At 60.1% G+C, this 21,995-nt stretch carries 21 protein-coding genes and 1 pseudogene; 5 read left to right on the plus strand and 17 right to left on the minus strand.

The genetic code is table 11. The features are described 5' to 3' along the window. Nucleotides 1-34: 34 nt before the first annotated feature. From AC1MDT_RS14865 to AC1MDT_RS14920, 12 genes are all read right to left on the minus strand, one after another. Nucleotides 35-631 carry a nucleotidyltransferase family protein gene (locus AC1MDT_RS14865; protein ID WP_480417879.1) on the minus strand — a complete coding sequence of 199 codons (597 nt, stop codon included), beginning with the start codon at nucleotides 629-631 and terminating at the stop codon, nucleotides 35-37. Beyond that, nucleotides 628-1,611, minus strand: coding sequence for an XdhC family protein (locus AC1MDT_RS14870; RefSeq protein WP_480417880.1), 984 nt, complete (start codon nucleotides 1,609-1,611; stop codon nucleotides 628-630). The genes AC1MDT_RS14865 and AC1MDT_RS14870 overlap by 4 nt, the downstream gene beginning before the upstream one ends. Further along, a complete protein-coding gene (locus AC1MDT_RS14875; protein ID WP_480417881.1) occupies nucleotides 1,611-3,941 on the minus strand; it encodes a xanthine dehydrogenase family protein molybdopterin-binding subunit in 2,331 nt (776 codons plus the stop codon). Before AC1MDT_RS14875 ends, AC1MDT_RS14870 begins: the two co-directional genes overlap by 1 nt. After that, the gene (locus tag AC1MDT_RS14880) at nucleotides 3,938-4,408 is read right to left on the minus strand and encodes a (2Fe-2S)-binding protein (RefSeq protein WP_480417882.1); all 471 of its coding nucleotides are present in this window, start codon (nucleotides 4,406-4,408) and stop codon (nucleotides 3,938-3,940) included. Before AC1MDT_RS14880 ends, AC1MDT_RS14875 begins: the two co-directional genes overlap by 4 nt. A 245-nt stretch (nucleotides 4,409-4,653) precedes the next feature. After that, nucleotides 4,654-5,673 (minus strand): UDP-N-acetylmuramate dehydrogenase, encoded by a 1,020-nt coding sequence (gene murB / locus AC1MDT_RS14885; protein WP_480417883.1) that lies wholly within the window; start codon nucleotides 5,671-5,673, stop codon nucleotides 4,654-4,656. Beyond that, complete coding sequence (locus AC1MDT_RS14890; protein ID WP_480417884.1) at nucleotides 5,670-6,134, minus strand: low molecular weight protein-tyrosine-phosphatase; 465 nt, start codon at nucleotides 6,132-6,134, stop codon at nucleotides 5,670-5,672. The genes murB and AC1MDT_RS14890 overlap by 4 nt, the downstream gene beginning before the upstream one ends. Further along, nucleotides 6,134-6,898, minus strand: coding sequence for a 3-deoxy-manno-octulosonate cytidylyltransferase (gene kdsB / locus AC1MDT_RS14895; protein WP_480417885.1), 765 nt, complete (start codon nucleotides 6,896-6,898; stop codon nucleotides 6,134-6,136). Before kdsB ends, AC1MDT_RS14890 begins: the two co-directional genes overlap by 1 nt. Further along, nucleotides 6,895-7,080 carry a Trm112 family protein gene (locus AC1MDT_RS14900; protein WP_007945752.1) on the minus strand — a complete coding sequence of 62 codons (186 nt, stop codon included), beginning with the start codon at nucleotides 7,078-7,080 and terminating at the stop codon, nucleotides 6,895-6,897. The genes kdsB and AC1MDT_RS14900 overlap by 4 nt, the downstream gene beginning before the upstream one ends. 25 nt (nucleotides 7,081-7,105) lie before the next feature. After that, nucleotides 7,106-8,116: a tetraacyldisaccharide 4'-kinase gene (lpxK, locus tag AC1MDT_RS14905; RefSeq protein ID WP_480417886.1), complete on the minus strand. Its 1,011-nt coding sequence runs from the start codon at nucleotides 8,114-8,116 to the stop codon at nucleotides 7,106-7,108. Next, nucleotides 8,116-8,547: an ExbD/TolR family protein gene (locus tag AC1MDT_RS14910; protein ID WP_480417888.1), complete on the minus strand. Its 432-nt coding sequence runs from the start codon at nucleotides 8,545-8,547 to the stop codon at nucleotides 8,116-8,118. Before AC1MDT_RS14910 ends, lpxK begins: the two co-directional genes overlap by 1 nt. Beyond that, complete coding sequence (locus AC1MDT_RS14915; protein WP_046031667.1) at nucleotides 8,544-9,179, minus strand: MotA/TolQ/ExbB proton channel family protein; 636 nt, start codon at nucleotides 9,177-9,179, stop codon at nucleotides 8,544-8,546. Before AC1MDT_RS14915 ends, AC1MDT_RS14910 begins: the two co-directional genes overlap by 4 nt. Nucleotides 9,180-9,277: 98 nt before the next feature. Further along, nucleotides 9,278-11,500 (minus strand): DNA internalization-related competence protein ComEC/Rec2, encoded by a 2,223-nt coding sequence (locus tag AC1MDT_RS14920; protein WP_480417889.1) that lies wholly within the window; start codon nucleotides 11,498-11,500, stop codon nucleotides 9,278-9,280. A 136-nt stretch (nucleotides 11,501-11,636) separates the two neighbouring features. On the opposite strand from AC1MDT_RS14920, the gene AC1MDT_RS14925 reads away from it, so the two are divergent. Beyond that, on the plus strand, nucleotides 11,637-12,152 hold the full coding sequence (locus AC1MDT_RS14925; protein WP_480417890.1) for a DUF2062 domain-containing protein: 516 nt from the start codon (nucleotides 11,637-11,639) through the stop codon (nucleotides 12,150-12,152). Nucleotides 12,153-13,147: 995 nt separating this feature from the next. Here the strand turns inward: AC1MDT_RS14925 and AC1MDT_RS14930 are convergent. From AC1MDT_RS14930 to AC1MDT_RS14945, 4 genes and pseudogenes are all read right to left on the minus strand, one after another. After that, complete coding sequence (locus AC1MDT_RS14930; RefSeq protein WP_480417891.1) at nucleotides 13,148-13,927, minus strand: ABC transporter permease; 780 nt, start codon at nucleotides 13,925-13,927, stop codon at nucleotides 13,148-13,150. Then, the gene (locus AC1MDT_RS14935) at nucleotides 13,924-14,856 is read right to left on the minus strand and encodes an ABC transporter ATP-binding protein (protein ID WP_480417892.1); all 933 of its coding nucleotides are present in this window, start codon (nucleotides 14,854-14,856) and stop codon (nucleotides 13,924-13,926) included. Before AC1MDT_RS14935 ends, AC1MDT_RS14930 begins: the two co-directional genes overlap by 4 nt. A gap of 133 nt (nucleotides 14,857-14,989) precedes the next feature. Next, nucleotides 14,990-15,613, minus strand: coding sequence for a glutathione S-transferase family protein (locus AC1MDT_RS14940; protein ID WP_480417893.1), 624 nt, complete (start codon nucleotides 15,611-15,613; stop codon nucleotides 14,990-14,992). Nucleotides 15,614-15,656: 43 nt separating this feature from the next. Then, a pseudogene (locus AC1MDT_RS14945) lies at nucleotides 15,657-16,075 on the minus strand (hypothetical protein). Between the two features lie 228 nt (nucleotides 16,076-16,303). Here AC1MDT_RS14945 and AC1MDT_RS14950 point away from each other — a divergent pair. Next, nucleotides 16,304-18,751, plus strand: a complete 2,448-nt coding sequence (locus tag AC1MDT_RS14950) for an acyl-CoA dehydrogenase (RefSeq protein ID WP_480417894.1) — start codon at nucleotides 16,304-16,306, stop codon at nucleotides 18,749-18,751. Between the two features lie 73 nt (nucleotides 18,752-18,824). Then, nucleotides 18,825-19,232, plus strand: coding sequence for a PA2817 family protein (locus AC1MDT_RS14955; protein WP_008032949.1), 408 nt, complete (start codon nucleotides 18,825-18,827; stop codon nucleotides 19,230-19,232). A 192-nt stretch (nucleotides 19,233-19,424) separates the two neighbouring features. Here the strand turns inward: AC1MDT_RS14955 and AC1MDT_RS14960 are convergent, their stop codons facing one another. After that, the gene (locus AC1MDT_RS14960; protein WP_480417895.1) at nucleotides 19,425-20,423 is read right to left on the minus strand and encodes a LysR family transcriptional regulator; all 999 of its coding nucleotides are present in this window, start codon (nucleotides 20,421-20,423) and stop codon (nucleotides 19,425-19,427) included. Between the two features lie 91 nt (nucleotides 20,424-20,514). On the opposite strand from AC1MDT_RS14960, the gene AC1MDT_RS14965 reads away from it, so the two are divergent. Together AC1MDT_RS14965 and AC1MDT_RS14970 are read left to right on the plus strand one after the other, a co-directional pair. Continuing rightward, complete coding sequence (locus AC1MDT_RS14965; protein ID WP_480417896.1) at nucleotides 20,515-21,141, plus strand: alanyl-tRNA editing protein; 627 nt, start codon at nucleotides 20,515-20,517, stop codon at nucleotides 21,139-21,141. Between the two features lie 83 nt (nucleotides 21,142-21,224). After that, nucleotides 21,225-21,995: a 2OG-Fe(II) oxygenase gene (locus AC1MDT_RS14970; protein ID WP_480417897.1), complete on the plus strand. Its 771-nt coding sequence runs from the start codon at nucleotides 21,225-21,227 to the stop codon at nucleotides 21,993-21,995.

Here is a 21,995-nt window from a genome sequence, read left to right on the forward strand (position 1 = left end):
TCGCGAGCAAGCTCGCTCCCACAGGGGGGCTGGATCATGGCGACTTGAAGAGTAATTTCTCAGGCACATCCACATCCCACAACACCCCGGGATCATCCACCGCCACCTCGACCACTCTCGCCGACGCAAACAACGGTTTGGCTCCACGATCACCCGATAACGCCATCAACCCCGGGCCAAGATTTCGGCCTAACCCTACCGGATGCCCAAACTCGCTCTCATGCACGGGCACGCTAATAGCGTCATCCGCAACACCAGCCAGCACTTGTTCAATACTCGACGCAAGGATAAACGGCATATCCCCCAGCACAATCAACCAGCCACCGAGTTGCGGACACGCCGCTACCCCGGCCGAGATGCTGTCACCCATACCCGTCGACTCGATCAACACAATCTCGAAACCATACGCCTGCGCCATTCGGCTCACCTGCGGGCGATCCTCGGTGGTCACCAGCACACGTCTCTCAAGGGTGGCCGGTAAATTCACCAACACCTGCTCGATCACCGAACGAACAGCACCATCACGGCCAACACAGTCCGCCAGCAACTTGTCCTTCCCGGCCCCCGCCACCTGCCGGAAGCGACTGCCCTGCCCCGCCGCTAATACAATGACGCCAACTGGCTCACTCATTCGTCCTCCTGCAATAACTTCTTTTGCTTCAACTCGACGCCGTTCTTGATCGCGACAATTTCCGCCATCAGCGACAAAGCGATTTCCGCCGGGCTATGGCTGCCAATGTGCAATCCGATCGGACCGTGCAACCGCTCGATGGCCTGCGCTGACAAGCCAAGCAGCGCCAGATTGTCACGGCGTTTGAGGCTGTTGACTCGCGACCCCAGCGCACCAACATAAAACGCTTTGGAGTCGAGGGCCGTGAGCAGCGCCATGTCATCCAGTCGCGGATCATGAGTCAGCGCAACAATCGCTGTACGCTCGTCAGTCTGGATGTTCAACACCGCTTCATCCGGCATGCCGGAAACAAATCGCCCATGTTGCTCTTCCCAGCCGAAGACGAACTCGGTGCGTGGATCGCAGATCAACACTTCGAAATCCAGCAACCGCGCCATCTCGGCGACATAACGGGACAGTTGCCCCGCACCGATCAGCAATAAGCGCCAACGCGGCCCGTAGATGGCGCGCAAAGTCTGGCCGTCAAACGTCAGCATGTCGGTCTTGTTCGCCGATTGCAGAATCACTTCGCCAGTCGCGAGATCAAGCGAACGAGCCACGATTTCATGGGCCTCGCAGCGCGCCAACAACTCAGCGACCCACGCCGGATCACCCACCCGTTCTTCGGTCAAACGCAAGGTACCGCCGCACGGCAGACCAAACCGGGCGGCCTCTTCGCGGGTGACACCATAGGTGATCAACTGCACGGGCGGCCCCGCGACCGGAATGCGGCCATCGTGCAACCGCGCAATCAGATCGTCCTCGACACAACCACCGGACACCGACCCCATCACCACGCCGTCTTCACGCAACGCCAACATCGCGCCGGGTGCCCGGGGCGCGGTGCCCCATGTCTGGACCACGCTGTACAGAACCACTCGCTGACCGGCGAGGCGCCATTGCAGCACGCTGCGCAGCACGTTCAGATCGACGCTGTCCATCAGGCCTCAACCTTCTGCCAACCCTGCAGCTGATAACGGAGCGGCAAATTGCGGATGCGTTTGCCCGTGGCCGCGAAGATCGCGTTGCACAGTGCCGGCGCTATCGGCGGCACACCCGGCTCACCGACTCCGCCCAACGGCACGTTGCCCGGCGGCGTCACCAGATGCACGGCGACCTCCTTGGGTGCCAGGGACATGCGCGCCACTTCGTACATGTGGAAGTTATCCTGCTGAACCTTGCCGTCCTTGAAGCTGATTTCCCCCAGCACCGCGTTGCCCAGGCCCATCACACAGGCGCCTTCGAACTGCGAGCGGATCCGCTCAGGGTTGATCTGCGGACCGCAATCCACGGCGATGTCAGCCTTGTGCACGATCAATGTGCCGTCGTCTTTGACTTCGACCTCGATCACCGCGGCCACATACGTCACGAAGCTGTAATGCACCGCCAGCCCCAGGCCTCGCCCCTTGGGCAACTCACGCCCCCAACCGGCGGCTTTGGCGGCGGTTTCCAGCACCGTACGCAGACGAGCGGTATCGATCGGATAACGCTCGGGCGATTCGCCGTAGTTCCACTCTTCACTCAAGGTGCGCGGATCAATCTGACGGTCCGGACCGAGCAGTTTGATTTGATACTTGAGCGGATCCTGCCTGGCCTTGTGCGCCAGCTCATCGACAAAGCTCTGGATTGCAAAGCCGTGTGGGATGTTCGACACCGAGCGGTACCAGCCGACCCGCGTGTGGACCGTCGCTTCAGGGTTTTCCAGGCGCACGTTAGGGATCGCATAAGCCATGTTGGTGAACCCCATGCCCAACTCGAACGCCGCCTCGTGATTCATGCCGGGTGCAAATAGCGCGGTGATGCTCGGCGCGACGGTGCGATGCAGCCAGCCGGACGGCATACCGTCCTTGTTCAGGCTGGCCTTCAGGTACTCGGCAGACACAGTGTGGAAGTAGGAACAATGGATATCGTCTTCGCGAGTCCATTGCACCCGCACAGCCTTGCCGGGAAACTCCTTGGCAAGGATGGCCGCTTCAATGATGAAGTCCGGCTTGGACTTACGGCCGAAACCGCCGCCGAGCAACGTGACATTAAATGTGACGTTATCGAACGGAATGCCCAAGCGTTCGCCGATTCGTGTGCGGGTGACTTGCGGCGCCTGGCTTGGGCCCCAGGCTTCACACTCGCCATCCTTGAAGCGGGCGATGGCGACCATGGGCTCCATCGGCGCTTGCGCCAGGTGCGGCAAGTAGTAGGACGCTTCCAGGGTGCTGTCAGCGCTGTCCATGGCTTCGTCGATGTCACCGGTGTTGCGCACCACCTTGCCGGGTTTGAGGGACGCGGCTTCCAGCTCCTTGCGATAAGCGATCGAGTCGTAACTGGCATTGGGACCATCATCCCACTCGATTTTCAGTGCCTCGCGCCCCTTGATCGCCGCCCAGGTATTTCTGGCCACCACCGCCACGCCGCCCAGCGGCTGGAACTCCGATGGCAGCGGACGACCTTCGATTTTCAGGACTTTGATCACGCCCGGGACTTTCATCGCGGCGCTGGCATCGAAGGTCTTGACCTTACCGCCGTACACCGCCGGACGCGCAATAGTGGCATAGAGCATGCCGTCGAAATGCACATCGGCGCCATAGACTGCGCGGCCATTGACGATGTCCGCACCGTCGATGGCCTTGGTGCCTTCCTTGCCGATGTAGCGGAACTGCGAAGGATCCTTGAGCCGCACGCTGTCCCGCGCCGGTACTGCCAGCGCACCGGCAGCGGCGGCCAGAGCGCCATAGCCCAGTTCACGACCGGTCGGTTTATGGATGACTTTGTGCAGTTGCGCATGGCATTCGCTGAGCGGTACTTGCCATTGCTCGGCGGCCGCTTGTTCCAGCATGGTCCGCGCGGCAGCACCGCAACGGCGCATCGGTTCGTACCAGTGGCGCATGCTGCGCGAGCCGTCGGTGTCCTGGTTGCCGAAACGCACTTCGTCGCCCGGCGCCTGCTGCACCTTCACCATCGCCCAGTCGGCATCCAGTTCGTCAGCCACCACCATCGTCAGGCTGGTGCGTACGCCCTGGCCCATTTCTGAACGGTTGCAGATCACGGTCACGGTGCCATCGGCGGCAATACTGACGTAAACCTTAGGGTCATCGATCGCACCATGGGGCATGCCATCGGCGCCGAACTTCTTCTGTGTTTCTTCGGCAAACGCGTCTTGCCAGCCCCAACTCGCTGCCAGCACCAACGCGCTGGTGGCACCGACCCCCTTGAGGAAACCGCGACGACTGAGGTGGCTGAGATTGCTCAGTGCGAAATCATTCGGTAACCGACTCATGCCTTGACTTCCTTCAGGTGAGTGGAGGCCTGGCGGATGGCGATCTTGATGCGGTTGTAGGTACCACAACGGCAAATATTGCCGACCATCGCCTCTTCGATCTGCTCGTCGCTGGGGTTCGGATGAGTCTTGAGCAGCGCCGTGGCAGACATGATTTGCCCGCCCTGACAGAAACCGCATTGGGCCACGGCAGTGTCGAGCCAGGCTTGCTGGACGATTTGCCCGACCGGGTCGGCGTGCAGATTATCGATAGTGGTGACGTTCTGGCCGACCACCGAGCCGATCGGCGTGATGCAACTGCGCGCCGGGGCGCCTTCGATATGAAGGGTGCAGGCACCACACAGGCCCATGCCGCAGCCAAATTTAGTGCCGTTGTAACCGGCCACGTCGCGGATAGCCCAGAGCAGCGGCATGTCCTCCGTGACGTCGAGTTGATGGTCTTGACCGTTGAGCTTCAGGGTAATCATGGGCACGCCCGCATATTGGTAAAGTTATGGGGTCGAGCAATCTGCCGCCTGGGGAGTGGCGGTTGGCATCACGCAGATCGGCTCAGGCTAATGAGGCTCTCTTATGTGGACGATAATGTCTGCACCGGGCCTTTAGTGAAGCAAATGCTTGATCGTCAGGTGGCCAAGTTAACCCGGCATTAACAAAAAAGCCCTGCACAGTAGAAGTGTGCAGGGCTGGGGTGGTCAGTCCTCAAAGCGTAGCTTCAATACTGATTGGGCTCCATTTCCAGTTCGACATGGAAACGATCCAAAATGTCTTTCTGGATCCGCTGCGCCAGGCTCAGCAATTGCAGGCCCGTCGCGCCTCCGTAGTTGACCAGCACCAGCGCCTGCAACTTATGCACGCCAGCGTCGGCTTCACGGAAACCTTTCCACCCTGCCCGTTCGATCAGCCAGCCTGCGGCCAGCTTCATCTGCCCGTCGGGTTGCGCGTAAGCCACCACGTCCGAGTATTCGCCTTTGAGCTGTGCGACCAGCGCCGCTGACACCAACGGATTTTTGAAGAAGCTGCCGGCATTGCCAAGCACGGCAGGGTCGGGGAGCTTTTCGTTGCGGATGCTGCAAATCGCCCGGCTGACGTCAGTGGCGGTCGGATGATCGATGCCTTGCTCGGTCAGGCGCTGGCGCACCGGGCCATATTCGAGGTGCAGGTGCGCGGTGCGGTCGAGGGTGAAACGAACCCGCAGAATCAACCAGCGCCCCGGCTCCTGTTTGAACAGGCTGTCGCGGTAGGCGAAGTTGCATTCTTCCAGGCTGAAGTCGCGCAATTCGCCGCTCTGGCGATCAAGAGCGGTCAGGCCGGCGAACACGTCCTTGATTTCCACACCATAGGCGCCGATGTTCTGCATCGGTGCAGCGCCCACGGTACCGGGGATCAGGCTGAGGTTTTCCAGGCCCGACAAACCCTGTGCCAGTGTGTATTGCACGAATGGATGCCAAGGCTCGCCGGCCTCGGCTTCAATCACTACCTTGCTGCCATCATCGCTGAGGATACGAATCCCACGGGTGGCCATGCGCAGCACCAGCGACTGGATATCGGCCGTCAGTAGCAAGTTGCTGCCGCCACCAATCACCAGCAGTGGCACGTTGTGTTCCGCCGCATAGGCCAAGGCTTCGCGTACGTCGGCGTCACTGTGGGCTTCGGCAAACAGCCGCGCCTGAACGTCCACGCCAAAGCTGTTGAACGGCTTGAGCGACACCTGAGGCCGAACCTGCAAACTCATAGCCGTCCCTTCAGTTCGATCACCAGCAAATCGCTGGCGCGCTCAATCAGGTCCAGCACCTGCTCGAAGCCGTGTTCGCTGTTGTAATACGGGTCCGGTACTTCTTCGACCTCCAACTGGTACCGACGCAGAAACAGGTCCAGCTCGGCCTTGCCCTTGGCCGGTTGCAGGGCCTTGAGGTGGTGCAGGTTGCTGGTATCCATCGCCAGGATCAGGTCGTAGGTGTCGAAATCGGCGCGATCCACTTGCTGGGCGCGCTGGGCGGACAGGTCGTAACCCCGCCGTTCGGCCGCGGCCTGGCTGCGCTCGTCCGGCGCCTTGCCGACATGCCAGTCACCGGTGCCGGCGGAGGCGACTTCGATTTGATCGGCCAGCCCCGCTTCGCGCAATTTGTGCCGCAGCACACCTTCGGCCGTCGGAGAACGGCAGATGTTGCCCATGCACACGAACAGAACCCGCATCAGGCCTCCAGCAGGCGACGAACTCGCTCAAGGTCTTCGATGGTATCGACACCGGTGGGCGGCGCGATCAGTGCATCAGCCACGTGAATGCGTACGCCGTGCCACAGGGCTCGAAGTTGTTCCAGCGATTCGGTGTTTTCCAGCCAGCACGGACCCCAGCTGACGAAGTCATGCAGGAAACCGGCGCGATAGGCATAGATGCCAATGTGGCGGCGGTACGGCACGCCTTCCGGCAGCGCCTCGCGATTGTTGGCAAACGCGTCCCGCGCCCAAGGCAAGGTTGCGCGACTGAACGTCAGCGCCAAGCCATTGAGGTCGCTGACGACCTTGACGACATTGGGGTTGAACAGGGTTTCCACGTCTTCGATCGGCTCGGCCAGGGTGGCCATGCGCGCTTCGGTGTGGGCGGCCAGGTTGGCGGCGACTTGATCGATCACACTCGGTGGAATCAACGGCTCGTCACCCTGGACATTGACCACAATGGCGTCAGGCGCCAGACCGAGTTTAGCGGCCACTTCGGCCAAACGATCGGTGCCGGAATTGTGATCTTCGCGAGTCAGCACCACTTCGGCACCAAACCCGTTGCAAGCCTCGACGATGCGCGCATCGTCAGTGGCGACCACCACGCGTTGGGCGTTGCTTTTGCTCGCCTGTTCCCAGACATGCTGGATCATCGGCTTGCCGGCGATCAACAGCAGTGGCTTGCCCGGCAGACGGGTGGACGCGTAACGCGACGGAATGACGACGGTAAAGGCGGTGGTCATTTATCCAGACGCTCGTCGGTGGTCAGGGTGCGGGCTTCGGTTTCAAGCATCACCGGGATGCCGTCGCGAATCGGGTAAGCCAGGCCGGCGCCCTTGCTGATCAGCTCGGTTTTGTCAGCGCTAAGCTTGAGCGGGCCTTTGCAGACCGGACAAGCGAGGATGTCGAGCAATTTGGTGTCCATGAGCATTCCCTTGGTAAAAACGGATTTAAGGCAAAAGACGATCCGGCAACAGTCGCATCAGCTGCGTATCGAACCAGGCCACGAAGGCCGGTGATGGCGCCGCATCGACCGCCAGGTACCACCAATCGGCGGCGGCGAAGGCACGGCACTTCACCGCGTCCTTTTCGGTCATCACCAATGGCAATGACGGGGTGAAATTCAAGGCCTGGACGCTGTACTCGGCGTGGTCGGCAAATGCATGCGGGACTGGCTGCCAGTGTAGCGTTTCGAGGGTCGTGAAGAAACGTTGCGGATTGCCAATGCCGGCCACCGCATGCAGCGCCTGGCCTGCGGGGAAGTGATCGAGGGGACGTCGTTCGCCACTGTGCAGATTGATCAGTGCCGTGGGTTGTAGCTGGAAGGCAAAACCATCACCGCTATCTGCCGTGGCACCGTTGTAGAGCACCGCATCGACGCTTTGCAGACGCTCAACCGGCTCACGCAACGGCCCGGCAGGCAGGCAATGCCGGTTGCCCAGGCCACGGGCGGCGTCGATCAGCACCAGTTCAAGGTCTCGGGCCAGACGGTAATGCTGCATGCCGTCGTCGGAGAGGATCAAGTCCAGGGGCTCGCTCGCCAGCAATGCTTTGACTGCGCGGCTGCGGTCCGGGTCGATCATCAACGGCACGCCGGTACGCTGGACGATCAACAGCGGCTCATCGCCTGCGATATCGGCGCTTTGATCCGACTCGACGCGCCACGGCAATTGCGGCGGTTTGGCGCCGTAACCGCGGCTGACCACACCCACCCGCAAGCCGCTGCGCTGACAGTGTTCGATCATCCACAGAATCAACGGCGTCTTGCCGGTGCCGCCCACTGTGATGTTGCCGACCACGATCAACGGCACGGGGGGCTGATAGATCTGGCCCTCACCCGCCAGAAAACGCTTGCGCTTACCCATGACCACGCGCCGGTACAGCCATTCCAGTGGCTGCAACAGCTTCAGGGCCGGATGACCTTCGTACCACGCGGCGAGGAAGCGATCGGAGATGGCCATCAGGATGCGGGCGGTGCCGCCTCGACAGTGGTCATGCGCAGGTGGCTGAAACCGAGCTTGCCGGCGGCGTCCATGGCGGTGATGACTGATTGATGCTGGGTCTTGCCATCAGCACTGATGGACAGCGGCAGGTTGGTGTCGCCGTTGGATTCTTTCTGCAACGCGTCCATCAGGCTGGCCAGGTCGTTCTTGGGTAACAATTGGTTGTTCACCGAAAACACGCCCTCGGCGCTGATGGCGATGTCCAGTTGCTTGACCTGCTGGTCTTCAGCCGGCGAGCCGCTGACCGCTTCTGGCAGATCGACGCGTAATTGGGTTTCGCGGGTAAAGGTGGTGGTCACAACGAAAAACAGCAGCAGGACAAACACCACGTCGATCAGCGACACGAGATTGATGTCCACGTTCTCCCGTTGCTTGCGGCGGAATTTCACGCTTTGCCCTCAGCCAGATCAACGTCACGGTCGCCCTGCACCACTTCAACCAGCTTGATGGCTTCCTGCTCCATCCCCACCACCAGCTCATCGATGCGCCGTTGCAGGAACCGGTGGAAGAATACCGACGGGATACCGACGATCAGGCCCGAAGCCGTGGTGATCAAGGCTTTGGAAATACCACCGGCCAGCACTGCGGCATTGGTGGTCATGCCCGTGCCCATGAACGAACTGAAAATATCGATCATGCCCAGGACTGTCCCGAGCAAGCCGAGCAGCGGGGCCATGGCGGCAATGGTGCCCAGCGCGTTGATGTAACGCTCCAGTTCGTGGATGACCCGGGCGGCGGCCTCTTCGATGCACTCTTTCATGATCTCGCGACCATGCTTGGAGTTGGCCAGGCCTGCGGCGAGGATTTCGCCCAACGGCGAGTTGGCGCGCAGTTCCTTGAGTTTTTCTTTATTGAGTTGCTTGTCCTTGATCCACACCCAGACCTGCCCGAGCAAGTGCTCCGGGGTCACACGGCTGGCTCGCAGGGTCCAGAGACGCTCGGCGACGATCGCCATGGCCGCGATGGAACTCAGAATGATCGGCAGCATCATCCAACCGCCGGATTTGACCAATTCCCACACAGTGACAGTCCCCTCGAAAAAGTGCGCCACTCTAACATAGGGGGTCGGCGCACCGAAGACCGTGATGTCGCATCCGGTCGGGCATTAATAACTCGAGGTTATTGCGGCGAACGCCAGAAACGCCGCTCCAGACGCATTGTCGAGGGTGGAGTGAAGCGTCCAAGCTGCAGACGGATGGCACCTTGCTCGGTGCTGTCGTAGATCGCCATGCCGCGTTTTTGATACCGAGCGATCACCGTGGGATGGGGATGGCCAAAGGCGTTGCCCTGGCCGCGGGAGATCAGCACTGCTTTGGGTTGCAATCTATTAAGCAGCGCCATGGACGACGAACTCCGACTGCCATGGTGCGGCGCCTGCAACCAATCGGTAGACACGCCCAGCGGACTGTCGAGCAAGGCTCGTTCGGCTGCGCTGTCGATGTCACCGGTCAGCAGCAATCGCTCGCCATTGGCTTCGATTTGCAAGACGCAGGACTTCTGATTGCTGTCGGTGGCGGAAGACCATTGCCAGAGCTCAAACCGCACATCGTCCCAGGCCCATTGCTCGCCGCTCTCACAGGCCTCGGCTCGCAATTCGAGCGGCAAGGCCAGTGGATCGCCACTGAGCACTCGTTTTACCGCCAGGCCATTGGCGACCGCCAGGGCGCCGCCGGCATGATCGGCGTCGGCATGGCTGATCAGCATCAGGTCGAGTGCTTCCACGCCCAGCTTACGCAACGACGGCAGCACCACCCGCGCGCCCAGGTCGAAATCACCGAAGCGCGGCCCGGCGTCATACAGCAAGGTGTGATGGCGAGTGCGCACCAGGATGGCCAACCCCTGGCCGACATCCAACTGCCATACTTCGGCAATGCCTGGCGGCATGGATTCGCGCGGTGGAAAAACCAGCAACAGCAATAATGGCCACCCCAGCGGCCGCAGCGGTACGCCTCGCGGTAGCAGTAATAGAAGCGCCCCCAGCGCGCCGAGCGCCCAGACCCACCACGGCACTGCCGCTGGCACCCACGCCGGCAATTCACCGGCCAGTAAAGCCAGGCCCTTGAACAGCCCATCGATCAGGCCTCCCGCCAGCCACAGTAACCCTTCGCTCACGTAAGGCACTGGCAACAGCAGCGTCCCGAGCAAGGCTGGCGGCAATACCACCAGACTGATCCAGGGCACTGCCAGCAGATTGGCCGCTGGCCCGCTGATGCTGATCGGTAACCCGAGCACCAATAACAACGGACACAGTCCGATTGCGATCAGCCATTGAGCGCGCGTCCAGGTTTGCCACCAACGCCAAGGGCCCAACCGACCGCCGAAGGTGAAAATCAGCACTGCCACCGCCGCAAAAGATAACCAGAACCCCGGTTGTAAACTCGCCAGCGGGTCCAGCAACAAAACGCCATCAAGCGCTAACAACAGCGGCCACCAGGCGCCGAGGTGACGAAATCTGAGGCGCCACAACAGCATCAGACCGATCATCACGCAGGCCCGGCGCACCGGCACCTCGAACCCGGCCAGCAGCCCGTAACCGAGCGCCGCAGAGAATGCCAGACCACACGCCCAAGGCAGCCAAGGCAAACGGTTCGGCCACAGACCATATCGGGCTGCCCCTGCGATCAACAGATACACCAGCCCCGCGAGCAAACCGACGTGCTGCCCGGAAATCACCAGCAGGTGTACGGTGCCGGTGTCTTGCAACACCTGCCAGTCCTCGCGACTGAGCCCGGCGCCATCCCCCAGCACCAACGCCGCCAGCGCCCCCGTTCGCCCCTGGGCATCAACGGCCTGCAAGCGTTGGCGAATGCCGTCGCGCCAGGCCCATCGAGCCTCGGCAAGTCGCTGTCCATCCTTGACGGTCCCGGTAGCGCCGATGCGTTGCGCCAGCAGCCAGGCGTCGTAATCGAAGGCGTGCGGATTGAGCAGGCCCGCCGGACGCTTCAATTTCACTGCCAGGCGCCACCGCTCGCCACTGTTGACGGACGGTCCGTCATACCAGGCCAGGCGCATCAGTTGCGGCACCTTTGCCTGTCGCGACCGGGCGCCTGCCAATTCGAAACGAACAACCCCGTCGTTGTTCTGCGGCAATCCCACCACCCGGCCTTCGACCCAACGGGTTTCGCCATCGAGACTCACCTGCAGACGATCATCCAACGCCCGCTGCGCATTCGCGCACGCCCAGCTGAAGCCGAACAGAAAAAATGCCAACGGATAAGTCCTGAACGGCAGCAACATCAAACCGGCTACCGGCAGCAACAGCCACAACCAGACCGGCGGTAATACCGGCAAAAAACGCAAGGCCAACAGACCCAACGCCAGCGCCATCATCCCTGTGCGCATACGCCCGTCCTTGAGAGTCCCCTTTCTAGGCATAGCCGGCTCATTGCACAGCTGTCGTTATTAATTGTCACAAAGTCTGAATGGGCGCTTTATAGAATCCAGACATACTTGTCGCCTTAACCGACCGAGAAGCCTTATGCCCCGGCGCTTATTCAAACGCTACATGCCAGACCCGACGAGCATCAGGGAACACAAATCCTTACGCTTTCTCGGCAGTCTGCTGCATGACCCGAACCTTTGGCACCTCAATCGCCACTCCGTCGCCCGGGCCATGGCGGTCGGTTTGTTCGCGGCGTTCCTGCCGATCCCGTTGCAAATGCTAGTGGCCGCCATCCTTGCGATCATGGTGCGCGGCAACCTGCCGATTGCGGTGAGCCTGGTCTGGCTGACGAATCCGATCACCATGCCGGCGGTGTTCTACTGCACTTACCAGACTGGCGCCTGGATGATGGACGTCCCAGCCCGTCGTCTGCCGGACGAGCTGACCTGGGAATGGATCAGCGGTGAACTCTCTACGTTGTGGCAGCCGTTGTTGCTCGGTTCAGTGGTGACGGGGCTGGTACTCGGTGCTCTCGCTTATTGCCTGACCATGCTGTATTGGCGCTGGTGGGTGGGGCGGCAATGGAAACGGCGCAAGAAAAACCGGATGTGAGAATGCACAACGGCCTCTGCTTGGGAGGCCGTTTTTTTGCGGTAACGCGCGCTAGGGAGAGGATACATATCCGTTGCTGCGGTAACGGCGGCTTAGGGTTCCGCCCTTACGGCGGGTCACTTTCGAAAAGCGCGAAAGTAACCAAAGCGCTTTTGCCCCTCCATTCGGTGCCTCGCCTAGGCTCGGCATGCCCTCACTCCGGCATTGCTCCGGGGGCCCGCCGCCATCGGCCATCCATGGCCGGGGGCGGCTACCGCGGCATTCTTGCCGCGGTGCCCCCTGCACAACGCCTGCGTTCGGCCTCTGGGAAAGGGGCGGCAGATCTGAAGCCGAAGCAAAGCAAAGCAAAGCAAAGCAAGGCAAGGCAAGGCAACGGCAACGGCAACGGCAACGGCAACGGCAACGGCAACGGCAACGGCAACGGCAACGGCAACGGCAACGGCAACGGCAACGGCAAGATCAACAGATTCGCGAGCAGGCTCGCTCCCACAATGGATCGGCGTACAGCTTTTGCTTTTCACCATCCACACACAATGGATCGGCGTGCATCTTTTGCTTTTCACCACCCAGACACAATGGATCGGCGTACGGCTTTTGATTTACACCACTCATCAGGCCGAGCGTTAGCTCGCCTGCAGCTTTTGATCTTGAGGCACCGCCCCCTCGAGAGGCCGAGTGGAGGTTCTGCGCAGTGGGCAACCCGGCATGGATGCCGGGTTAGCCGCCCCCGGCCATGGATGGCCGATGGCGGCGGGCCCACGGAGCAGGACCGGAGCGAGGGCATGCCGAGCCTAAGCGAGGCACCGAACGAAAGGGGCAAGAGCGTTTGGTTACTTTACGCTTTTCAAAGTGACCCGCCGTAAGGGCGGAACCGCCCGCAGCCGCTACAAAAAAAACGAATATACCCACCATTAAATCCAGTCCGCCCAACCCTCAGCCTCAGCCTCAGCCTCAGCCTCAGCCTCAGCAAGCAAGCGCCGATCCAACAAAAACAATCAGGTACGCATCCCACGACCACTGACCAGCAACCGAACGCAACCAATGTAAAGCGCCACCGTCGCCACCAGCATAAAGGTGATCGCCACACTGATCTTGATGTCCGAAACCCCAAGAATGCCGTAACGGAAAGCATTGACCATATGCAGCACCGGGTTAGCCAAGGACACGGTCTGCCAGAACGGTGGCAGTAAAGTAATCGAGTAAAACACCCCACCCAAGTACGTCAGCGGCGTCAGCACAAAAGTCGGGATAATCGAAATGTCATCGAAATTGCGCGCAAACACCGCATTGATAAAGCCCAGCAGCGAAAAAATCGTTGCCGTCAGCACCACCACCAGCAGGGTCACACCCAGGTGATGCACCTGCAAATGGGTGAAGAACAGCGACAGCAGCGTGACGATAATCCCGACCATCAACCCGCGCAACACACCGCCCAAGGTGTAACCGATCAGAATCGTGTGCGGCGATACCGGCGACACCATCAACTCTTCGATGGAGCGCTGGAACTTGCTGCCAAAGAAACTCGAGACTACGTTGCCGTAAGAGTTGGTGATCACCGACATCATGATCAGCCCCGGTACGATGTACTCCATGTACGTGAAGCCACCCATACCACCGATCTGCCGACCGATCAGATTGCCGAAGATCACGAAGTACAGAACCATGGTGATGGCTGGCGGCAGCAGCGTCTGCGGCCAGATTCGGGTAAAGCGCCGAACCTCGCGGTAAACGATGGTATTGAGGGCGACGAGGTTGGGTTGCAGCTCGGAACTCATAACGCCACCTTCGACAGATTTTTCTCCACCAGGGACACGAACAACTCCTCGAGGCGATTGGTTTTGTTACGCAGGCTCAGCACTTCGATGTTTTGCTGCGCCAATTGGGTGAACAGCGCGGTGATACCCATGGCCTTATCGACCTGAACTTCAAGGGTGTGACTGTCGAGCAGCTTCGTCGGGTAGCCAAGCAACTGCGGCGCCGCGCTCAGGGTGTTCTTGAGGTCGAGCAGGAAGGTTTCCACATGCAGCTGGCTGAGCAACTGCTTCATGCTGGTGTTCTCGACGATGGTGCCGTGGTCGATGATGCCGATGTTGCGGCACAACTGCTCAGCCTCTTCCAGGTAGTGCGTGGTGAGGATGATGGTGATGCCTTTCTTGTTCAGTTCGGTGAGGAAGGTCCACATCGAACGACGCAGTTCGATGTCCACCCCGGCCGTCGGTTCGTCGAGGATCAGCAAGCGCGGTTCGTGAACCAGCGCACGGGCGATCATCAATCGACGCTTCATGCCACCGGACAGTGAACGCGACGGTACATCGCGTTTGTCCCACAGGCCCAGCTGGGTCAGGTATTGCTCGGCGCGTTCCTTGGCGACTTTCGGCGGGATGCCGTAGTAACCCGCCTGGGTCACCACGATATCGAAGGTCTTTTCGAACTGGTTGAAGTTGAATTCCTGAGGCACCACGCCGATGGAGCGCTTAAGTGCCGCAGGATTCTTGTCCAGGTCGTGACCGAAGATATTCACCGTTCCGCTGGTCTTGTTCACCAGGGTCGAGAGAATGCCGATGGTCGTGGATTTGCCGGCGCCGTTAGGGCCGAGCAAGGCGAAAAAGTCACCTTCGGCGACGTCCAGATCGATACCACTCAGGGCCTGGAAACCGTTGCCGTAGGTTTTGGTTAGCTGCCGGATGGACAGAGCGGAACTCATATCGGATTTACGCACCAAGAAGGGAGGAAAGGGATCAATAAGGGCGAGCGGCGAACAATGCAACCGCGGCGCACGAGCGCAATGGTGCTTGTCGCCGCCACACAAGTACAGTCAAGTGTGTCGATAGTGAGTATTAAGTCAACGCGGTCATGACCGCTTTTTGATACGCCGGACGCTGTTTAAGCCGCGCGTACCAAGCCTCCAGATGGGGCTGCGGCGCGCGCTCGATCGGCATCTCGAACCATGCATAAATGAAACTGCCCAAGGGAATGTCGCCCATGCCGATCTCATCGCCGGACAGGTATGGTTTGGTCGCGAGCGCCTGATTGGCCATGGCCAGTAGCTCGTCGCACTCTTTGATCGCGGCGTGAATGGCGGGCCAGTCCTGCTTGTCTGCCGGCGTGCGCAACACGCCCCAGAACACGGTGCGAAACGGGCCGGCGAAACTCGAAGTGGTCCAGTCCATCCATTTCTCGGCCGAGGCGCGGGCCTTCAGATCGGTCGGGTACCAGGCGGTGCCGCTGGCGTGGACGGCCATCAGGTAACGCACGATGGTGTTGGACTCCCACAGCACGAAGCCGTCGTCTTCAATCACAGGCACGCGACCGTTGGGGTTCATCGCACGGTATTCAGGCGTATCGACCACGCCAAAGGCGCCGCCCGCGTCGATGGCTTCATAGGCCAGGCCCAGCTCTTCGGCGGCCCACAAAGGTTTTCTGACATTCGACGAATTTTTCCGACCCCAAATCTTCAGCATGACCGCCTCTTTATGGATGAATGCGCAGGCAGCATACGCCGGATCAGGCGCGACTCAAATCGCTCTGCATATCACCCGCCAGCGGTGACAGTTGCTCACTGAACAGATGCGGATAGCACTTTTCCAGGTGCTCGAAAAAGAACGCTTCGGGCACGTCGCTGAACTGGCCATGGTCGACCAGGTACTCCATCAGTTTCTCGCCGTCTCGATTGAAAGGGTGAAACACGCTGTCGTTGATCCCGTCGAATTCCAGCGGCGCGACATTGAACAGTTCGCACAAACCTTGATTGAACGCCGGGGTGGCCTTGACCCAGCGATCGCCCAGATACAGCTCGGTGTAACCGTGCATGGCAAACCCTGTTCAACCGGCTCGCGACGGGCGCCGCGATGTTTTTCAGCGAACTCAACCACTGACGGGTGGTCACTATCGATGAAGCGGCCGGGACTCAGATACTCGTGCATGAGAACAATCTCCTGGGGGAGCCACGAGTCTAGCGACCGGTTCAGCACAGAGATAACGGCGTTTCGGCCAAACATGGACGCTTTGCCGCCCCTGGAACGAACGATTTCCGAGGCCCGCTTCATCCAAGGTTTCCCACGAATTCAAACACATCGCTCTGACCACCCTGTTTTGCGGATGCCGTCTAAGCTCTGAAGGTTGGTTTTGCCCTGGTTCACGGAGGATTAAATATGCTGTTGTTGTGGATACTGGTTCTGGTTGTCGGGATAGCCTATCTGGCCCACCGCCGCATCTCCCCACTGCCCGCGCTGGGGATCGTTGCTGTCTATATCGTTGCGATGGGTGCCTTCAGCCGCGCACCAGGTTGGCTACTGCTGATTTTCTGGGTGCTGATCGCGGCGGTCGCAGCGCCATTGTTGCTGCCCGACCTGCGCCGCAAACTCTTCAGCGCGCCTTTGTTCAACTGGTTCCAGAAAACCCTGCCACCCATGTCGCAAACCGAGCGCGACGCCATTGAGGCAGGCACGGTTTGGTGGGACGGCGAACTGTTCAGCGGCCGCCCGGACTGGGACAAATTGCTGTCCTATCCCAAAGCGCAACTGAGTGAAGAGGAACAGGCCTTTATCGATGGCCCGACCGAAGAGCTCTGTGCCATGGTCAGCGACTGGCAGATCGGCCAAACCATGGACCTGCCGGCGCAAGCCTGGAGCTACATCAAGGAAAACGGCTTCTTTGCCCTGATCATTCCCAAGGAGTTCGGTGGCAAGGGCTTTTCTGCCTACGCCCACTCCCAGGTGGCGATGAAACTGGCGACCCGCAGCGGCGACCTCGCGTCCACCGTGATGGTGCCTAACTCCCTCGGCCCGGCAGACCTGTTGCTGCACTACGGCACTGACGAACAACGCAACCATTACCTGCCACGACTGGCACGCGGTGACGACATCCCGTGCTTCGGCCTGACCGGTCCACTCGCTGGCTCCGACGCCAGCTCCATGCCCGACACCGGGGTGATCTGCAAAGGTGAATGGCAAGGCAAGGAAACCCTCGGCCTGCGCCTGAACTGGGAAAAGCGCTACATCACACTGGGCCCGGTGGCCACCCTCCTCGGCCTGGCGTTCAAGGCCTACGATCCGGACCACTTGCTGGGTGACAACGAAGACTTGGGCATCAGCCTGGCGCTGATCCCGACGGACACCCCGGGCGTTGAAATCGGTCGCCGTCACCTGCCTCTGGGCGCTGCGTTCATGAACGGCCCGAACTCCGGCAAGGACGTATTCGTGCCGTTGGACTTCCTCATCGGCGGCCAGGAAATGCTCGGCAAAGGCTGGATGATGCTGATGAATTGCCTGTCGGTCGGACGTTCGATTTCGCTGCCGGCGGTCGGCACTGGCGCAGCGAAGTTCACCAGTCTGGTGACCGGTCAATACGCGCAGATACGCGAGCAGTTCAACGTTCCACTCGCTGCGTTCGAAGGCATTCAGGAGGCCATGGCGCGTATCGGCGGCAATGCCTGGATGATGGACGCTGCGCGGATGCTGACCACCAATGCCGTGGACCTGGGCGAGAAACCTTCGGTGCTGTCAGCGATTCTCAAGTACCACCTTACCGAGCGTGGTCGCGAATGCATCAGTCACGCGATGGATGTGCACGGCGGCAAGGCGATCATCATGGGGCCGAACAACTACCTCGGGCGCAGCTGGAATGGCGCGCCGATCTTCATCACGGTGGAAGGCGCAAACATTCTTTCGCGAAACCTGATGATCTTCGGCCAAGGCGCGATTCGCTGCCATCCGTTCGTGCTCAAGGAAATGGCCCTCGCAGACCGCGAGGACAAGGATCAGGCGCTCACCGAGTTCGATGGCCTGCTGCTCAAGCACATCGGTTTCGCGGTGAGCAATGCCGCCAGCACCCTGGTGCTGAACCTCGGTTTCGGACACCTGGAACAGATGCCGGGCAACACGCTCAGCCAGGGCTACTTCCGTGCCCTCAACCGTCAGGCTGCTGCGTTCGCCCTGCTCGCCGACCTGAGCATGATGCTGCTGGGCGGTGAACTGAAACGCCGCGAACGTTTGTCGGCCCGCCTGGGGGATGTGCTCAGCAACATGTACCTGGCTTCGGCGGCGCTCAAGCGTTACCACGATCTCGACTCTGCGGAGCACATGACACCGCTGTTTACCTGGGCCATGGAAGAAAGCCTGGGTCAGTCCGAACGTGCACTGGATGAATTGCTGACCAACTTCCCGAACAAGGTACTGGGTTGCCTGTTGCGGGTGATCGTGTTCCCGTTTGGTCGCCGCCACAAAGGACCGTCGGACGCACTCGGTGCCGAAGTGGCTGCAGTGATCGGCCGCGCCAAGGGTGATCCAACCCTGGAGGAGTTGCTGGGTGGTTGCTACCGTCCGCAGTCGAGCGATGACGCCGTCGGCGCCCTGCAACACGCCTGCGACCTGTTGAACGCAGCGCAGCCATTGCAGAAGAAGCTGCATTTGGGACTCAAAAGTGGACAGGTCAAACCGGCTGCCGGGGAACATGTCATCGACGCAGCGCTTGAGGCTGGCGTGTTACAGCCCAGGGAAGCGCAGACCCTGCGTGAGGCAGAAGCGGCGCGACGCAAGGTGATCGATGTCGACGATTTCGACAAAGAGGCGTTGGCGCTGGCGCAAGGAAAGGTCCGCTGATCTTCTCTACCATGTAAAAACGGGCGCAGGAGCTTTATACTCCCGCGCCCGTTTTGCTCTTGAGGACTTACTCGTGTCCAACATCGTTGCCGATCATCTCGTTTTGCTCGACCACCTGCGCAGCATCCTGGTCGCCGTAGGTGAGGCCGATCAGGTTCCCGAAGAAAGCCATGCCTTGTTCCTGGAGCGCTTCGACGAACTGCGTGCATTGCTGCCGGTCGACCCGATCGAAAGCCAATACCTGGGCCAGGACATTCTGTGCCAGGTGATCACCCGCTATCCGCAAATCGCCCACCTGGTCCCGCGCGACCTGCTGTGGTACTTCGCCGGTGACTGCCTGCATTACATGCCCGATGATGAAATCGACCTGTATCAGGCGCTGGAGGAACGTCGTTTCGAAGCCGAACAGAATGATGAACCATTCGACTGGAATCAGGAAAAACAGCTGCTGGCGATGTCGAACGACGACAGCAAGCACTGATCTTCGATCAAAAATACAAAAGGCCCGCATGGTTGAACATGCGGGCCTTTTTTTGGCATTGCCGAATGATGTGGCGGTTCTAAGGCCGCCATCGCGAGCAAGCTCGCTCCCACAGGGGATCTCCAGCGACAACAGGTTTTGCATCCAGACACAAATCAAATGTGGGAGCGAGCTTGCTCGCGATGAGGGCCTTTAGAGCAACCCATCACTCTCGGGCAACTCATATTGCGCCGCGACCTTGCCCAATGCATTTGGCTTGCCTGGCTTACTCAAGGTCGGTTCCTTCTCCAGGCACTCCACCAGATAATCAATAAACACCCGTAACTTCGGCGGCAAATATCGGGTCGGCGAATGCAGCAACCAGGCGCCGCCGTGGTAGGAAGCCAGGAAGGTCCAGTCCGGCAGCACCTGCACGATCAAGCCCTGCTCCAGCGCATAACGCGCGGTGAAATACGGCAGGCTGCCAATGCCGATGTGTTGCAACACCGCGCCCAATCGGACGCCGGTGTGATTGGCGGCATAACGCCCGCGCACACCGACCGTCACGGCTTTGGTGCCTTTCTTGAATTTCCAGCGAGCATCACTCGGGGTTTCGCCCAGGTAAATGCAACTGTGATTGAGCAAATCATGGGGATGGGTCGGCGTGCCGTGCTCGGCCAGGTACTGCGGCGTGGCACAAAGCATATGGTCGATGGTCAGCAATTGCCGCCCTACCAGCCCGGCGGGTGGCCGATCAGTAATGCGAATCGCCAGGTCGACATTGTCGTCAATCAAATCCACCTGACGGTCTTCGAGCATCAATTCCACATCCACCTTGGGATAACGCCGAAGAAATTCGGGCATATGCGGATGTATCACGAAGCGCCCCACCGCCTTCGGCACGCTTACACGTATCAGCCCTTCCGCTTCCTGGGTGAACTGACCGCTGATTTCCATCACCGATTTGGCCGCGCTGACCATTTCCCGGCAACGCTTGAACACTTCCTCGCCACCGTCGCTCAAGCGCAGTTTGCGCGTCGTTCGTTGCAGCAGACGGGTGGCGAGTGCCTTCTCCAGACGGGAGATGCTGCGACTGACCGCCGAGGGGGAAGCGCCGAGCTGGCGCGCGGCCTCGGAGAAGCTGCCGGTCTCGACAACCTTGACGAAAATCGCCATTTCACCGAGCAGTGGCAGTGGAAGATTTATGCTCACAGCGCAACAGTCCTTTGAAGTTTGAACGGATTATCACGCAATTCCACCCTTCATATAATAAAAAATAGAAATTCTGATAAGGGCATGGAATATGACACTTCGCCTCTTTTTCCATAGTGATGACCTCAAGGCCAATGTCGAAGTCCTGGAGTGCACGCCCCATGAGAACGAGTTTGCCGTGGTGCTGCGCGCCACGTTGTTCCATCCCCAGGGCGGCGGGCAACCCTGCGATACCGGTCGGATCGGCGAAAGCCAGGTGCTGCGTGTGGTACAGGACCCGGACCGGATCATCCATTTCGTCGATCAACCGGTGAAACTCGGCATGAACCCGATCCGGATCGATGAACAACGTCGCCAATTCAATACCCGCATGCATTCCGCCGGCCATCTGATCGGCCACTTTGTCCAGGCCTTGGGTTGGATGCCGATCAAGGCTCACCACTGGCCGGGCGAAGGTCGGGTGCAGTTCAAACCGACAGATAGCGCACAAGAGATTGATGGCACGACCCTCCAGCACGGCATCGCGCAGTGGATCGCCGATGACTTGCCGCGTCTGACGTCGTTGCGCGAAGGTGCCCGGGAAATCGGTTTCGGTGAGCTGCCCGCCTATGGCTGCGGCGGCCCCCATGTACGTAGCCTGAAGGATTTGGGCACGGTCACAATCGCGTCGCTTTCACAGAAGAAAGGAACGCTGTCAGTCCAGTACAACTTGGACTGAACAGTTGGGCGATGTCATCGCCTGACGCCGGGGGAGCCCCCATTCGCGGGCTCCGTTGACTCTCTGATAGATGGACCTAAGACATGATGCTTGACGTCGAGCGTCTCGATGAGACGTGCATAAAAAAACTCGCCAATGAAGAAGTCCTCGCCATCCGCATCAGAAGCTTTCTGCCCCGGCCGTTGGCTGTTCAAATCGGCGACAAGATCCTCGCCCCTGGCTTCGAGGGTTACATCAACGCACCGAGTATCGGTCGCATCGGCATGGCGTTTTATGAAGCGGAAAACCAGCCGCTCCTGATCGAAGATTATTTCGAGCGTGCCACACGCAACATCGCGGAATTGCGCAACCGCTGCGCACCCTACTCGTCCCCCGTCGACACCCTGCGCTGCATGCTCGACGAGTCCTGGCCGGCGGGTGCGCACCTGGAAAACCTCTACGGTCGCAAGATGTACGTCGGGCTTTCACGGGTGGTGAAACCCGGAGTGTGCTTTCTGGCCCATCACGACATTTTCGCCAAGGATGCCCCGGACAGTTTCCAGGCGCGGAGTCTGGTGTCGCAGTTCGCCTGCAATGTTTACCTGAACATGCCAATCGAGGGCGGCGCGCTGCAGATGTGGGACGACGATATTTCCCCGGAGCAGTTCGATGACATGCGCGGCGACAGTTACGGCATCGATCCGTCCCTGCTCGGCCCGCCGGCCCTGGAGATTCGTCCAGATCCGGGAGATTTCATCATGTTTAATTCACGCCGCATGCACTCGGTGACACCGGGCGTGGCCGATCCGCGCTTGAGCCTGTCATTTTTTGTCGGCTATCGCGGCAATGCTTCACCCCTCACCTTCTGGAGTTGA

This window comes from Pseudomonas sp. ASL7 (assembly GCF_056680375.1).

Coding starts and splice junctions, on each gene's coding strand:
- AC1MDT_RS14865 (WP_480417879.1), bottom strand. CDS start 631: ATGAGTGAGCCAGTTGGCGTCATTGTATTAGCGGCGGGGCAGGGCAGT.
- AC1MDT_RS14930 (WP_480417891.1), bottom strand. CDS start 13,927: ATGAGTTCCGAGCTGCAACCCAACCTCGTCGCCCTCAATACCATCGTT.
- AC1MDT_RS14950 (WP_480417894.1), top strand. CDS start 16,304: ATGCTGTTGTTGTGGATACTGGTTCTGGTTGTCGGGATAGCCTATCTG.
- AC1MDT_RS14890 (WP_480417884.1), bottom strand. CDS start 6,134: ATGCGGGTTCTGTTCGTGTGCATGGGCAACATCTGCCGTTCTCCGACG.
- AC1MDT_RS14920 (WP_480417889.1), bottom strand. CDS start 11,500: ATGCGCACAGGGATGATGGCGCTGGCGTTGGGTCTGTTGGCCTTGCGT.
- lpxK (WP_480417886.1), bottom strand. CDS start 8,116: ATGGCCATCTCCGATCGCTTCCTCGCCGCGTGGTACGAAGGTCATCCG.
- kdsB (WP_480417885.1), bottom strand. CDS start 6,898: ATGACCACCGCCTTTACCGTCGTCATTCCGTCGCGTTACGCGTCCACC.
- AC1MDT_RS14935 (WP_480417892.1), bottom strand. CDS start 14,856: ATGAGTTCCGCTCTGTCCATCCGGCAGCTAACCAAAACCTACGGCAAC.
- AC1MDT_RS14925 (WP_480417890.1), top strand. CDS start 11,637: ATGCCCCGGCGCTTATTCAAACGCTACATGCCAGACCCGACGAGCATC.
- AC1MDT_RS14940 (WP_480417893.1), bottom strand. CDS start 15,613: ATGCTGAAGATTTGGGGTCGGAAAAATTCGTCGAATGTCAGAAAACCT.
- AC1MDT_RS14875 (WP_480417881.1), bottom strand. CDS start 3,941: ATGAGTCGGTTACCGAATGATTTCGCACTGAGCAATCTCAGCCACCTC.
- AC1MDT_RS14880 (WP_480417882.1), bottom strand. CDS start 4,408: ATGATTACCCTGAAGCTCAACGGTCAAGACCATCAACTCGACGTCACG.
- AC1MDT_RS14970 (WP_480417897.1), top strand. CDS start 21,225: ATGATGCTTGACGTCGAGCGTCTCGATGAGACGTGCATAAAAAAACTC.
- AC1MDT_RS14965 (WP_480417896.1), top strand. CDS start 20,515: ATGACACTTCGCCTCTTTTTCCATAGTGATGACCTCAAGGCCAATGTC.
- AC1MDT_RS14900 (WP_007945752.1), bottom strand. CDS start 7,080: ATGGACACCAAATTGCTCGACATCCTCGCTTGTCCGGTCTGCAAAGGC.
- AC1MDT_RS14870 (WP_480417880.1), bottom strand. CDS start 1,611: ATGGACAGCGTCGATCTGAACGTGCTGCGCAGCGTGCTGCAATGGCGC.
- murB (WP_480417883.1), bottom strand. CDS start 5,673: ATGAGTTTGCAGGTTCGGCCTCAGGTGTCGCTCAAGCCGTTCAACAGC.